Origin of the sequence: Leucothrix mucor DSM 2157, from assembly GCF_000419525.1 — a bacterium.
Classification (GTDB): Bacteria; Pseudomonadota; Gammaproteobacteria; order Thiotrichales; family Thiotrichaceae; genus Leucothrix; species Leucothrix mucor.
Genome location: NZ_ATTE01000001.1, coordinates 120,171 through 133,582, shown reverse-complemented (window position 1 = coordinate 133,582; position 13,412 = coordinate 120,171). Strand labels below are relative to the sequence as shown.

Sequence of the window (13,412 nt, the reverse complement as noted above, 5' to 3'; positions counted from 1 at the left end):
GTGTTTTCGCTCCGTTACTCAACCGTAACTGATTTAGCAAGATTTCGAGGCTTATCAACATCTGTTCCTTTAAATACTGCGACATGGTAAGACAGTAATTGTAATGGAATCGTATAAATAATGGGAAGTAGACTCTCAGGCACTTCAGGTACTCGAATAATATGAATATTATCCTGCGCTGTAATATCGGCATTTTCATCCGCAAAGAGGTACAAAACACCGCCACGCGAGCGTACTTCCTCAAGGTTTGATTTAAGCTTTTCCAATAGCTGCGTATTCGGTGCTGTTGCCACAATTGGCATCTCACTATCGACCAACGCCAAAGGACCGTGCTTGAGTTCACCTGCAGGGTAAGCTTCTGCGTGAATATAGGAAATCTCTTTAAGCTTTAGAGCACCTTCCATTGCAATCGGGTATAGATCACCACGGCCTAAGAACAAAGCATTATGCTTATCGATAAAAGCTTCTGCCATCAGCTTAATATCATCATCTTGCTGAAGGACTTTATCCATTAGAGCAGGCAATAACTTCAAGTTATTCACCATTTCAGCAACTTTGGAAGCGTTAGCTGGGTCTTGTTGCATCAGTGAGATGACTAGCATCTGTAAAGCAACTAGCTGTGTAGTAAATGCTTTAGTCGACGCTACCCCAATTTCGGGCCCTGCCACTGTCATCAATGCAAAATCTGACTCACGCGTCAGCGAACTCTCTGGCACATTACACACTGTGAGTGTTGCTAAACAACCTTCTAATTTAACTTTTTCTAAAGCAGCTAGAGTATCAGCTGTTTCACCAGATTGAGAAATGGTGATAACTAATACACCTTCGCGCTTTGGCTGCCGACGGTAACGGTATTCACTTGCCACTTCGACCTGACAAGGGATATCTGTCAGGCTCTCAAGCCAGTAACGAGCAACCAAACCGGAGTGGTAACTGGTACCACAAGCAATAATTTGAATCTCTTTAACCGAGGCTAAAACCTTCGCAAAGTGCTCTTGATCGCCAATTACACAATTACGCATGCTGGAATTATCCAGACGTCCAAGCAAAGTATTTTGTACAGCAGTGGGTTGCTCATAAATTTCTTTGAGCATGAAGTGCCGATACTCACCTAATTCAGCATCCATTGAACTGGCGGATGACTCTTTGATATCCCGCTGAACAACATGCCCGGCAGCATCAAAAATTTTAAAACCGCCACGCCCCATCTCAACGCTATCGCCATTTTCAAGGTAAATAAAGCGATTAGTAACCGGCAGCAATGCCTGAATATCAGAACCAATAAAGTGCTCACCAATTCCAAGACCTAGAACTAGTGGGCTACCCTGACGCACCGCAATCAAGTGGTCCGGGTCATCCTGTGCAATGACGCCTAAGGCATAAGCCCCAGTTAACTCCGTTGTTGCCTTTCGAACAGCATCCAACAGACTGACACCAGGCGTTAAATAAGACTCAATAAGATGAACAACTACCTCAGTATCTGTCTCAGATTCAAACACATAGCCTTTATCTTTTAATGCTGTGCGTAGAGCTTCGTAGTTCTCAATGATGCCATTATGAACGACTGCAATACGTGCATTACTGATATGAGGATGTGCATTTCTCTCAGCTGGCTCCCCGTGGGTCGCCCAACGAGTGTGTGCGATACCAATCGTACCATTGGCTGGCGAGTTAATGAGCTTATCGCTAAGCTCGGCTACTTTTCCCAATGAGCGCGTACGCTGCAATCTAAAATCGCGATCAATGACAGCAACACCCGCCGAGTCATATCCGCGATACTCAAGACGGCGTAAACCTTCTACTAATATTTCAGTAACCTGACGCTGAGCAACTGCTCCAACTATTCCACACATTCCTATACCCTCACTTATTTTTCTTTATTGGACGTACCCAGTGGGAAAAGCTCACTTGCTTCGCCCTTGATAACGACAGCTGGTTTTCAGGTGTATCTTTAGTAATCGTAGATCCGGCACCAATTGTAGAGCCGTTAGCAATATTCACTGGCGCAACAAGTTGCGAATCTGAGCCAACAAACACATCGTCACCGATGATTGTTTTAAACTTATTCACACCATCATAATTGCAAGTAATCGTTCCGGCGCCAATGTTCACATTAGCACCCATTTCCGTATCACCAATATAACTGAGGTGACTGATTTTACTGCCCTCACCGATGATACTTTTCTTAATTTCAACAAAATTACCCACTTTTGCCGAAGAATTCAAGACAGCACCGGGGCGAATTCGCGCAAAGGGTCCAACATCACAATGCTCTGCAATTGATGCTTGCTCTATAATGGAGTGGGATTTGATCGTTGTATTAGCAGCAATTTGACTATCTGTAATGACACAGTTCGCTTCTATAGTGACATTATCACCAAGAACAACGTCACCGATAAATACCGCGTTGATATCGATCACCACATCACGCCCAACCGTTACCTTGCCTCGAATATCTAACCGGCTAGGGTCCATTAAAGTTACCCCTGATTCCATCAAAGCTTCTGCTTGACGCTGCTGATAGCTACGCTCCAGCATGGCCTGCTGTAATCGATTGTTAACACCTTGAATTTCGTCAGGATCATCACAATTTACCGAAGTAATCGAGGCCCCGAGAGTAACAGCATGCCCAACACAGTCAGTAAGGTAATATTCTTTCTGAGCATTTTCAGGACTCAACATCGCCAAGCACTGTTTTAACAGTTTGCCCTTTGCTGCAATAATCCCAGTATTAATTTCAGTCAATGCACGGATTTCATCCGTCGCATCTTTCTCTTCCACAACTCTTAAGATCTGACCCTGCTCATCACGAACAATACGACCATAACCAAAAGGATTATCCAGATTCGTTGTCAGCAAAGAGAAGTCATATTCGCCAATTGAGTCACAAAGCGGCTTCAGAGTTTCATTGCGTACTAATGGCACGTCGCCATAGGCAATCATTACAATGTCATCATCATTAATATGGTCCACTGCCTGCATGACAGCATGACCTGTACCTTTCTGCTCAAGCTGACTAACCCAGATAATAGAGTTGTCTTCTATACTGGACTCAACCAGCTCGGCACGATGACCAACAACAGTGATAATGGGGCCATCGCCCAAACTTTGACAGGTATCAATGACATGGCGAAGCATCGCTTTGCCGCCGATTTGGTGCATCACTTTCGGCGTTTCGGAACGCATGCGTGTTCCTTTACCAGCAGCAAGAATAATGGATTTGATTTTCATAAGTTTGAATTATTTTTTAATTAGGTTAGAAAACTACAGCACTGAATAGCACTCTACGAATAATTCCTGATCGAACACTCAAAACTCACGACAAACAAGAATGACCGGCAATGCGGTCATTCTTGGTCAAGCTCAATCACTAATTAGTATGTCTTACAGGAAGAACTATACTTCTTGGGAACAACCCCCCAACGATACTCTAAAGGCGCATTAGGATTTGATGAAACAAACCCAGAATATAAGTTTTTCCGTAGATCTCGAAGCGGTAGGAAGTAATCCTCACCTAAACTCATTTGAACCATACAGAAGTCATTTAGCTGCTTTTGCTGATAAGCATTTGGCTCTGTTTTGGAAAACAAAGTATTAGTCCACTGCTGCTGCAGCGTATTCGGAGCCGTTTTGTGGGTGCTCGCATGATGTTCACCAACAGCATTGAAAAATGCTTTTAGTCGACCATCGCGTGAAGGGGTAGAGTAGCTATCATACTCAGAGCGATTCATACATTGACGACCACCCTTTCGAATTTTCTGCAAATGCCACAACGCATCATAGACATAGACACTACGATCATTCGCATACTGACATAGCGCAATCATCAAACGTAGTGTTTTTTCCGAGACCGTTTCTTTTCGCTTACCCAAAGCACTCGACAAAATATCCGTAAATCTTACATAGTTCTGATTAATGGACTTTGCAATCTGGAACTGCTCAATACTATAACCGGGCTGCTGCGTCAGAGGTTTTGCAATATTCTGAGGCTGAATGAATCGACGATAGCCATCGCTATAGTTCTTCATATCTTCTGGCACATAAAAAGGAAACGACTCAATGCGATCCATAAAACGAGCGGCTTTCGGAGTTGTAGAATATACAACCTCAGCCACACCAGCATCTGTAATATTCACAATTGTATAAGAGTGCACGCCTGGAGCTACATAAATGTCACCTGGCTTAATCGCATTCATCGCAATTGGATAAGTATCTTTTTTTAGTGATGTTGTACTGCCAACATTCGCAACATAATCAAGGAATTTTCTGATCCGTAAATGTTCTGGTGTCTTGTTCCACTTATTTGACTCATTACTTAAGAATTTTCCTTTCTTAAGTGGATCATTGATGACAAAAGGCAAACGATGCTCGTATGCAAAGATTATGCGCATCGCATAAACTGCATCAGCACAATCATGCTCAAATTTATAATATAAAGGTTTTTTCTCATCCATGAAAAACTCTTCATTCCAATAACGCGTGACCCAAGCACGGTAGTTATTTTCCCAGCGTTCATCCCAGGTATTTTTGGCCTTCCACACTGCAGCATTGGCCGTTGAACCAAACAGCACTGCCAACAGCAGAATACCTTTAATTATGAAACCTTTTGTTTTCTTATCCATAAGTTACATATTTCCAATTTTATTCTAAGTATGTCTCTGCTTAACTCTGAGAACAATTACTAGAAAAGGTTCTCATTCATTTACAATAACATGGGTGACAAAAAAAATGGGATTGAAGTTGCCTCCAATCCCATCTGTACTCTCAGCAATCAGAGTAGATACACTATAAAAGTGTACTACATCAATTAACGCTGGTTTTGCATGAACTGCTGAAGTGCTGCACGAGTACCGCTTCCTACAACCCCATCGATCGGGCCTCTGTAGTAACCTTTAGCTTTCAACTTAGTCTGTAGAGCAAATACATCAACTGGTGGTGCTTTAGGCGCCATAGTTGGTACTTTTGGAGCTACGTACGGACGAGTCGGGGCAACCTTCTTCTGGCCATAAGAATGGCTGTGGTTACGCTGGTTGTACTTATGGCAGTGGCTTACGCTCTTAGTCATGCTATTTGCAGCATGGCTGTGACACCACTTGTTTACTGGCTTAGGCATTGGCTTAGGCGCAACTACTGGAGGCTTAGGCTGTGCCATCGGAACTTCTGCAACAGGAACAGTAGCAGGAATCTGAGAGTCCATACCTTGCTGTCCGCCAGCTACTTGCTGACCACCAGCTGCCTGCTGTCCGCCAGCTACTTGCTGACCACCGGCTGCTTGCTGTCCGCCAGCTACTTGCTGACCACCAGCCATTTGCTCGCCGCCAGCAACCTGCTGACCACCAGAAACTTGCTGACCACCTGCTACTTGTGAAGCACCTTCACCCATCACTGACTGCTGAGAACAACCGGTAGCGAAGACACCAGCCATCACTAACGTTGCAATCGAGAGTTGATGTTTAATTTTCATGAATACATCCTTTAACTAGTTAACTGCGTAGATTTAGATTGAACAAACGATCTATATATTATTGTTTATCCGCAGCCCAAGTATAGTATTAAATCATGCTACATTCAAAAAAAAGGTGCGATAAACATACGGTTTTTTTGTTTAAATGCCTAAAAATCTGATCAACGTACCAATAATTAGGTTTTTTTACACACTTAAAACAAAAGAAGGCAACCAAACTGGCTGCCTTCCCGGTCTTGCTTGATCAAACGATCAGGCTTTAATGCCTCAAAGTTTTACCAATTCGGTGGATCATTTCTATTTGCGCTTTTGCAGCATCCAGCTCAGCCTGAATAGCAGCATAATCCAAATCTTCCGGATCCTTACCTGCCAGCGCATTCTGTGCACGTGATACTGAGTCAGCAGCAGCTTGCTCATCAAGGTCTTCTACACGAATCGCAGAATCGGCCAATATCGTTACGATATTTGGCTGTACCTCAATAATGCCACCTGCCACAAATAAAGTTGAAACACCTTCACTTGTCTTATAGTTGAGTTCACCAGGCTTCAGCGTTGCAATCAACTGGCTGTGGCGTGGCAGAATACCCATTGCACCCATTTCACTTGGCGCGGTTACTTCTAACACATCACCAGAGAAAATCGCTTCCTCAGCACTCACCACGTCCAAACGTATTGTTGTAGCCATGATAATACCCCGCTATTACAGTTTAGCCGCTTTCTCAATGGCTTCGTCAATACCACCGACCATATAGAACGCTTGCTCAGGCATGTGATCATACTCACCAGCAATAATGCCTTTAAAGCCTGACAACGTGTCAGCCAAAGTCACATACTTACCCGGAGAGCCAGTGAATACCTCTGCAACATGGAATGGCTGAGACAAGAAACGCTGAACACGACGTGCGCGGCCAACAGCTTGCTTATCATCTTCAGACAATTCATCCATGCCCAGAATCGCAATGATATCCTGCAATTCTTTATAACGCTGAAGTACACCCTGAACGTCACGTGCAATACCGTAATGCTCATCACCAATAACTAGAGGATCTAGCTGGCGAGATGTAGAACCCAATGGATCTACCGCAGGGTAAATACCAAGCTCTGCAATTGAACGAGACAATACTAATGTCGCATCCAAGTGAGCAAAGGTTGTTGCTGGAGATGGATCCGTCAAGTCATCCGCTGGTACATAAACCGCCTGGAACGATGTGATCGAACCAGTCTTAGTCGATGTAATACGCTCTTGAAGTGCACCCATTTCCTCAGCAAGTGTAGGCTGGTAACCTACCGCTGAAGGCATACGGCCTAGCAGTGCTGATACTTCAGTACCCGCTAGTGTGTAACGGTAGATGTTATCAACAAACATCAAAACGTCACGACCTTCATCACGGAAATGCTCAGCCATTGTCAAACCAGTCAAGGCAACACGCAATCTGTTTCCTGGTGGCTCATTCATCTGACCATAGACCAGCGCTACTTTATCAAGTACGCCACCCTCTTCCATTTCGTAATAGAAGTCGTTTCCTTCACGAGTACGCTCACCAACACCCGCAAATACAGACAGGCCACTGTGTGCCTTAGCGATGTTATTGATCAACTCCATCAGTGTTACGGTCTTACCAACACCCGCACCACCGAACAAACCAACTTTACCACCCTTAGCGATAGGCATGATCAAGTCAACAACCTTGATACCTGTCTCTAAGATGTCCAAGCTAGATGATAACTCATCATACTTTGGTGGCTCGCGGTGAATAGGCATCAGCTTCAGAGCGTCAACATCACCAGCATTATCAATTGGCTCACCCAAAACGTTCATGATACGACCCAAAGTTCCTTCACCGACAGGAACTTGGATTGGAGCGCCAGAGTTAACGGCTTCCATACCACGTTTTAAACCTTCTGCCTCACCCATGGCGATTGTGCGAACTACGCCATCACCTAGCTGAGACTGCACTTCCAGCGTCAAACCACCATGGTCTGCTACTTTCAGCGCATCATATACATTCGGTACCGCGTTGCGTGGAAATTCCACATCAACAACTGGTCCGATGACCTGCACTACATGTCCAGTACTCATTTGATAGTACCTCTAAAAAATTTATTAAACTTTGCTCAGCCAGTCGCCAGCGGTTTATCCAACCGCCGCAGCACCTGAAACGATCTCGGAAATTTCCTGAGTAATCGCAGCCTGACGCGCCTTGTTGTAAGCTAATTTAAGGTCATTGATAATATTTCCTGCATTATCAGATGCACTCTTCATAGCAATCATACGCGCCGACATTTCGCAGGCGATGTTCTCGACGACACCTTGATAGACCAAAGACTCAATATAACGAGTCATCAGACGATCAATAACCACTTGTGACTCTGGCTCATAAAGGTAATCCCAGTGAGACTGAGTTTCCTTATCAAGCTTAGCAGCCACAACAGGAACCAACTGCGTTACCTGTGGCGTTTGTGTCATGCTGTTAACGAATTTATTCTCTACCAAAAACAGGCGATCGATCTTGCCGTCTTCATAAGCATCAAGCATCACCTTAATCGTACCGATAATATCGGTAAGCGCAGGCTTATCACCCATATGGGTTCTTTCTGCCACAACGCCGTAACGACGAAATGCCGAAAGTGCTTTTCCGCCGAGGACTGCAATATCAACCTCAACGTTCTGCTCTTTCCAGTTCGCAATATCTTGAAAGGCTTTTTTGAACAAGTTTCCGTTCAAACCACCACACAAACCACGATCTGTAGAGATAATAATGTAACCAACCCGCTTCACTTGCTCACGATCAACGACGTAAGGGTGACGGTATTCGAGGTGGCCATTCGCTAAATGCCCTACAACTTGCCGCATTTTATCGGCGTATGGACGAGATTCTTCCATACGCTCTTTAGCGCGACGCATCTTAGACGCAGCAACCATTTCCATTGCTTTGGTGATCTTCTTGGTATTTTGAATACTACCAATCTGAGAGCGTATTTCCTTTAGACCTGCCATGGGACGTTACCTCCCGTTACCAAGTACTTTTGGATTTAAAATCTTCAATCAAACTACGCATTTCACCAGCAATTTCATCGCTGTAACTACCGGACTTGTTTATAGAGTCCATAAAGTCTGATTTTTCAGAGTTAGCATAAGCACGTAGTGCAGACTCAAAATCACCAACCTTAGCTACTTCGATATCATCCAAGAAACCTTCGTTCGCTGCAAAAAGCACCAAACCAAGCTCACCCGTTTTCAATGGAGAGTACTGAGGCTGACTCATCAGAGCTGTTACACGCTGACCGCGCTCAAGCTGCTTACGAGTACCTTCATCAAGATCAGAAGCAAACTGAGAGAAAGCTGCCAATTCACGATACTGAGCCAAGTCAAGACGAACACCACCACCCAATTTCTTGATGATCTTAGTCTGAGCAGCACCACCTACACGAGATACTGACAAACCAGCATCAATCGCAGGGCGGTTACCTGAGTTGAACAAATCAGTATCCAGGAAGATCTGACCATCGGTGATAGAGATAACGTTGGTTGCAACGAATGCAGATACGTCACCTTCTTGTGTCTCGATGATTGGATAAGCAGTCAAAGAACCTGTCTTACCTTTCACTTCACCATTTGTCATACGCTCAACATAGTCAGCGTTAACACGAGCAGCACGCTCAAGTAGGCGGGAGTGAAGATAGAAAACGTCTCCAGGATATGCTTCACGACCTGGCGGACGACGTAGCAACAAAGATACCTGACGGTAAGCCCATGCTTGCTTAGTCAAATCATCGTAGATGATCAGCGCATCTTCACCACGGTCACGGAAGTACTCACCCATCGCACAACCGGCGTATGGCGCAAGATACTGCATAGACGCAGGGTCAGAAGCGTTGGCCGCAACAACGATTGTGTAATCCATCGCGCCGTATTCTTCAAGCTTACGGACGATACCTGCTACTGATGAAGCCTTTTGGCCAACAGCAACATAAATACACTTAACGCCTTTGCCTTTCTGGTTGATGATTGCATCGATAGCGATTGCAGTCTTACCAGTCTGACGGTCACCGATGATCAACTCACGCTGACCACGACCAACCGGAACCATCGCATCCAATGCTTTGATACCAGTTTCCATTGGCTGATCAACCGACTTACGGTCGATAACGCCAGGAGCAACGCGCTCGATTGGACCAAATGCCTTAGTCTCAATTGCACCTTTACCATCGATTGGCTGACCCAGTGAGTCAACAACGCGACCCATTAGCTCAGGACCGATTGGCACTTCCAAAATACGGCCAGTACATTTGACTGTATCGCCTTCTTTAATGTTCTTGTAGTCACCCAAGACTACCGCACCGACAGAATCACGCTCTAAGTTAAGCGCCAGACCATAAGTACCTGTCGAAAATTCAATCATCTCACCAGACATCACATCGCCGAGACCATGGATGCGAACGATACCGTCCATTACAGAGACGATCGTACCCTCTGTACGGGCTTCAGAGTCTGCTTCGAAGCTAGCAATACGCTTCTTAATCAGATCACTGATTTCAGTTGGGTTCAGTTGCATTAGATATTCCTCTATATCAGCTCAAGCTAGCTTTCAGCGAGTGAAAACGACCTTGAAGCGAACCATCAATTACCAAATCACCTACGCGTACAATCGCGCCGCCCATTAAGGACTCATCGATACTGGTAATTAGTTTAACTTTACGACCCAAACGCTTTTCTAACGCTGTGACAATCGCATCGTGGGGCTCTTGGCCAACTTCAGCAGCGGCAATTAACTTGACCTCTACCTCACCTTGAGCTTCAGACTTCATATCTTCAAATATCAAAGATATGTCCGGTAACAATGCGAAACGATTGTTCTCACCAAGTGACTTCAGCAAGTTGATACCTTGCTCGTTCAAGCTGCCGTCGGCAACCTCAACAAAGGTATCAATCTTCTGTTTTGCACTGGTCTTAGGATTGTTCAGCAGTTTAGCTGAACCCTCCGCAGAAACAATCGACGCCATGGTTGCAAGCTGTTCAGACCAAGAGTCTAAAGAACCTGCCGCCTCAGCGATCTCAAAAACAGCTTTAGCATATGGGCGTGCAGCAGTTGTCAATTCAGACATTGTGGCACCACCTAAATTTTTGCAGCTAGATCAGCCAACGCTTTAGCGTGAACTTTACTGTCAATTTCCTTACCTAGGATCTTTTCAGCACCGCTTATCGCTAATGAAGACACTTGAGAACGAAGCTCTTCAGACGCACGGCTACGCTCCATCGCAATCTCAGCTTCAGCAGCTGATTTAATGCGATTTGCTTCACCGACCGCATCTGCCTTCGCTTTTTCAACGATTTCAGATGCACGCTTCTGAGCTTGAACAATCAAGTCCGCTGATTGAGATTTTGCTGCACCCAGCTCTTTCTCAACTTGCTTCTGTGCTTGTTCTTCGAACTTATGACCTTCTTCAGCAGCTGCCAACCCTTCTGCAACACGTGACTTACGATCTTCCAACGTGTTGATTATAGGCTCCCACAGATACTGCTTGACGAACCAGATTAGGACAGTAAATACGATTAACTGTCCAAACAGGGTAGCTGTGACATTCATAATTACTCTCTCCGAATGTTAAGTTTTAAACTTCTCTAACACGGAAGGGTAATTAGCTGCCAATCGCTGTTCTTGCTGCATCTAAGAACGGGTTTGCAAAGATAAACCACATTGAAATACCCAATACGATCATTGGGAATGCTTCCATCAAACCACCAGTGAACAACATCTGACCAGTTAACTGAGCACGCATCTCAGGCTGACGAGCGATACCTTCGATGAACTTAGAACAGATCAAACCCCAACCCAGCGCAGAACCAAATGCTGCTGCTGCCAGAACGATACCTACAACTAATGCAGTTGATGATACGATTTCAGATACTACTGTTGCATCCATTGTGAAACTCCTAAAACAATAAAATAAAAAAACTTAAAAACAAAAAAAGATTAGTGGTGCTCAACTTTCTGACTGGCAAGACCTAAGAAGATCACTGTCAGCAGCATAAAGATATATGCCTGCAGAATAATTACCATGATGTGGAAAATTGACCATAGTGAGCCAAGAACGATCTGACCTGGCATTGCCCAGCCCACACCCAATAGTGCGATCAGCAAGAACAACAACTCACCCGCGAACATGTTTCCGAATAGTCGTAAGCCCATACTGATCGGCTTAGCAAGCTCTTCAATAATGGTCATCATGACATTCGCAGGGGCAAGAATGATTTTAACGGGCAACGCTTTAGCACTGAACGGGTGAGTCAGGAATACCATCAGGTAACCAACCAGACCTTTGCTCTTGATGTTGTAAAACATAATCAGGCAGAACACCATCAGAGCCAGTGCAAATGTTGTATCCAAGTTAGTCGTTGGTACGGCCTTGAAGTAAACGTGATGTGGGTCAACACCAAAGATACTGGCAACACCTGCAACAAAGGACGGTATCAAGTCTACTGGTATAATATCCATCGTGTTCATTAGGATAACCATAATGAAGATGGTAATAGCCAGAGGACCAATCCACTTGTCCGCGTCAGGAAATATATCTTTCACTTGTTGATTAACAAACTCAACGATTAGCTCGAGAATATTCTGCATTCCTGTTGGCTTATCTGGATCCAGATTTTTACCGACCTTCCAGGAAACAAATGCAAAAATACCTGCAAGAATTACAGTCACCAAAAAGATATCCCAAAAGAAAACACCGAAATCAACCAAAGACTCTGGCTTCCCTCCGATACTTCCATTTTGCAAATGGTGCTGTATATACTCAACAGGGCTCGAAATTGCTGGCGCATTAGCTTCGCTCACAATCTACCCACCTCTATAAAAGTTAATAATTCTGTCATTGCGCATACCATCTGCAATCCTATTTCGAGGACTGCTGTACGCCGCCAATCATATATCCCAACTGAGCCAACGCAAACGTTCCTAGCAGTGGGATTGGATTTAACTTAAGCAAACCCATGCCGACCACGAACATCGCTAGCACAAAAATAAATCGCTGGATCACTCCAACATAGAGAGTCATCACCCCAATATCAGGACTGTCTTCTGCCATCGCACTGGCAGAGCTCAAACGTCGTGATAGAAGAATAGTATTTGCCATTGCTACTGCGCCACCGAATAAGGCTGCAGTGAATGAGTCGCCACCCAAGGAGTAAAGTGTTGCCAAGATAGCAACCAGTACCAAGCTAGCCTGAATTGTTAGCAGTCGTTGCAAGTCCATTCCTCAGAGTGATATAGATATTGAACCCAAACAGGTTCTAAATAGTCAGCGCAGTATAAAGATAAGCCGTTTGACGGTCAACTACACAATTGCTGCGAACCAACTACAAAGCCCGCCAAATCTCGCTTTCAACACATTTCTGTCATATTAATACAGCTCACAAACCAGCAAATACAAGGCATGCAAAATAAGTATTACAAGGCCCAATAATTACCCTCAACTTATAGGGATTAAAGTCCGCGCCGATCCATCCAATAGACAATCTGCTTCAGAAGCCAATACAGCAACACGCCACCAACATCCGCTATCGCATCAAGCACTGAAAAACTACGGTCCGGACTAAAGTACTGAAGCACCTCAATCCCTATTCCGTAAACAATCAACGGCAAAGCCTTCCACAACCAAAATGGCTCACGCGAGGAAACCAAATCCACCAGCACCGCAAAACCAAAGAAAACGATGATGTGGATAACTTTATCATTGAGCTGAAGGCTTTCAGGAAACTCCAATGGCATTGTCGCCACTTTAATACCAGCCACCATCAGCAGCACCAACACCGCGAAAAAACTGTATTTAACGGGCTTAATACGCCGCAAATACCGCACCCAGACAATCCCTTGATGCACCAGATGCCGATACATTTTTACCACTCTGACAAACCTCTTAGCTCAATAAACCGGGCAAACCTTGC

General features: G+C 44.7%; 14 protein-coding genes. All 14 read right to left on the bottom strand.

Going from position 1 to position 13,412, the window contains the following annotated elements; all coding sequences use genetic code 11:
* Positions 1 to 14 precede the first annotated feature (14 nt).
* A complete protein-coding gene (gene glmS, locus LEUMU_RS0100625) occupies positions 15 to 1,853 on the bottom strand; it encodes a glutamine--fructose-6-phosphate transaminase (isomerizing) (protein ID WP_022950337.1) in 1,839 nt (612 codons plus the stop codon).
* Positions 1,854 to 1,863: 10 nt separating this feature from the next.
* Entirely contained in the window at positions 1,864 to 3,231 is a 1,368-nt protein-coding gene (glmU, locus tag LEUMU_RS0100620; protein ID WP_022950336.1) for a bifunctional UDP-N-acetylglucosamine diphosphorylase/glucosamine-1-phosphate N-acetyltransferase GlmU, read from the bottom strand.
* Between the two features lie 143 nt (positions 3,232 to 3,374).
* The gene (locus tag LEUMU_RS0100615; protein WP_022950335.1) at positions 3,375 to 4,622 is read right to left on the bottom strand and encodes a hypothetical protein; all 1,248 of its coding nucleotides are present in this window, start codon (positions 4,620 to 4,622) and stop codon (positions 3,375 to 3,377) included.
* Between the two features lie 185 nt (positions 4,623 to 4,807).
* A complete protein-coding gene (locus LEUMU_RS29005) occupies positions 4,808 to 5,464 on the bottom strand; it encodes a peptidoglycan-binding domain-containing protein (RefSeq protein ID WP_022950334.1) in 657 nt (218 codons plus the stop codon).
* A gap of 259 nt (positions 5,465 to 5,723) precedes the next feature.
* On the bottom strand, positions 5,724 to 6,149 hold the full coding sequence (locus LEUMU_RS0100605; RefSeq protein ID WP_022950333.1) for a F0F1 ATP synthase subunit epsilon: 426 nt from the start codon (positions 6,147 to 6,149) through the stop codon (positions 5,724 to 5,726).
* A 15-nt stretch (positions 6,150 to 6,164) separates the two neighbouring features.
* Positions 6,165 to 7,544 carry a F0F1 ATP synthase subunit beta gene (gene atpD / locus LEUMU_RS0100600; RefSeq protein ID WP_022950332.1) on the bottom strand — a complete coding sequence of 460 codons (1,380 nt, stop codon included), beginning with the start codon at positions 7,542 to 7,544 and terminating at the stop codon, positions 6,165 to 6,167.
* Positions 7,545 to 7,598: 54 nt separating this feature from the next.
* Positions 7,599 to 8,462 carry a F0F1 ATP synthase subunit gamma gene (gene atpG, locus LEUMU_RS0100595; RefSeq protein ID WP_022950331.1) on the bottom strand — a complete coding sequence of 288 codons (864 nt, stop codon included), beginning with the start codon at positions 8,460 to 8,462 and terminating at the stop codon, positions 7,599 to 7,601.
* A 16-nt stretch (positions 8,463 to 8,478) separates the two neighbouring features.
* The gene (atpA, locus tag LEUMU_RS0100590; protein WP_022950330.1) at positions 8,479 to 10,020 is read right to left on the bottom strand and encodes a F0F1 ATP synthase subunit alpha; all 1,542 of its coding nucleotides are present in this window, start codon (positions 10,018 to 10,020) and stop codon (positions 8,479 to 8,481) included.
* Between the two features lie 16 nt (positions 10,021 to 10,036).
* A complete protein-coding gene (locus LEUMU_RS0100585) occupies positions 10,037 to 10,570 on the bottom strand; it encodes a F0F1 ATP synthase subunit delta (protein ID WP_022950329.1) in 534 nt (177 codons plus the stop codon).
* A gap of 11 nt (positions 10,571 to 10,581) precedes the next feature.
* Positions 10,582 to 11,052 carry a F0F1 ATP synthase subunit B gene (locus LEUMU_RS0100580; RefSeq protein WP_022950328.1) on the bottom strand — a complete coding sequence of 157 codons (471 nt, stop codon included), beginning with the start codon at positions 11,050 to 11,052 and terminating at the stop codon, positions 10,582 to 10,584.
* A gap of 52 nt (positions 11,053 to 11,104) precedes the next feature.
* Positions 11,105 to 11,389 carry a F0F1 ATP synthase subunit C gene (gene atpE / locus LEUMU_RS0100575; RefSeq protein WP_022950327.1) on the bottom strand — a complete coding sequence of 95 codons (285 nt, stop codon included), beginning with the start codon at positions 11,387 to 11,389 and terminating at the stop codon, positions 11,105 to 11,107.
* A 50-nt stretch (positions 11,390 to 11,439) separates the two neighbouring features.
* A complete protein-coding gene (gene atpB, locus LEUMU_RS0100570; RefSeq protein WP_022950326.1) occupies positions 11,440 to 12,303 on the bottom strand; it encodes a F0F1 ATP synthase subunit A in 864 nt (287 codons plus the stop codon).
* 58 nt (positions 12,304 to 12,361) lie between these two features.
* Positions 12,362 to 12,715 carry an ATP synthase subunit I gene (locus tag LEUMU_RS0100565; RefSeq protein WP_026744366.1) on the bottom strand — a complete coding sequence of 118 codons (354 nt, stop codon included), beginning with the start codon at positions 12,713 to 12,715 and terminating at the stop codon, positions 12,362 to 12,364.
* A gap of 236 nt (positions 12,716 to 12,951) precedes the next feature.
* On the bottom strand, positions 12,952 to 13,362 hold the full coding sequence (locus LEUMU_RS0100560) for a VanZ family protein (RefSeq protein WP_022950324.1): 411 nt from the start codon (positions 13,360 to 13,362) through the stop codon (positions 12,952 to 12,954).
* Between the last annotated feature and the right edge of the window lie 50 nt (positions 13,363 to 13,412).

What these genes read in the sequence shown, in the direction of transcription:
- glmU (WP_022950336.1), bottom strand. Translation starts at nt 3,231, where the DNA reads ATGAAAATCAAATCCATTATTCTTGCTGCTGGTAAAGGAACACGCATG.
- atpG (WP_022950331.1), bottom strand. Translation starts at nt 8,462, where the DNA reads ATGGCAGGTCTAAAGGAAATACGCTCTCAGATTGGTAGTATTCAAAAT.
- LEUMU_RS0100580 (WP_022950328.1), bottom strand. Translation starts at nt 11,052, where the DNA reads ATGAATGTCACAGCTACCCTGTTTGGACAGTTAATCGTATTTACTGTC.
- LEUMU_RS29005 (WP_022950334.1), bottom strand. Translation starts at nt 5,464, where the DNA reads ATGAAAATTAAACATCAACTCTCGATTGCAACGTTAGTGATGGCTGGT.
- LEUMU_RS0100615 (WP_022950335.1), bottom strand. Translation starts at nt 4,622, where the DNA reads ATGGATAAGAAAACAAAAGGTTTCATAATTAAAGGTATTCTGCTGTTG.
- LEUMU_RS0100585 (WP_022950329.1), bottom strand. Translation starts at nt 10,570, where the DNA reads ATGTCTGAATTGACAACTGCTGCACGCCCATATGCTAAAGCTGTTTTT.
- LEUMU_RS0100560 (WP_022950324.1), bottom strand. Translation starts at nt 13,362, where the DNA reads ATGTATCGGCATCTGGTGCATCAAGGGATTGTCTGGGTGCGGTATTTG.
- LEUMU_RS0100605 (WP_022950333.1), bottom strand. Translation starts at nt 6,149, where the DNA reads ATGGCTACAACAATACGTTTGGACGTGGTGAGTGCTGAGGAAGCGATT.
- atpE (WP_022950327.1), bottom strand. Translation starts at nt 11,389, where the DNA reads ATGGATGCAACAGTAGTATCTGAAATCGTATCATCAACTGCATTAGTT.
- atpD (WP_022950332.1), bottom strand. Translation starts at nt 7,544, where the DNA reads ATGAGTACTGGACATGTAGTGCAGGTCATCGGACCAGTTGTTGATGTG.
- atpA (WP_022950330.1), bottom strand. Translation starts at nt 10,020, where the DNA reads ATGCAACTGAACCCAACTGAAATCAGTGATCTGATTAAGAAGCGTATT.
- glmS (WP_022950337.1), bottom strand. Translation starts at nt 1,853, where the DNA reads ATGTGTGGAATAGTTGGAGCAGTTGCTCAGCGTCAGGTTACTGAAATA.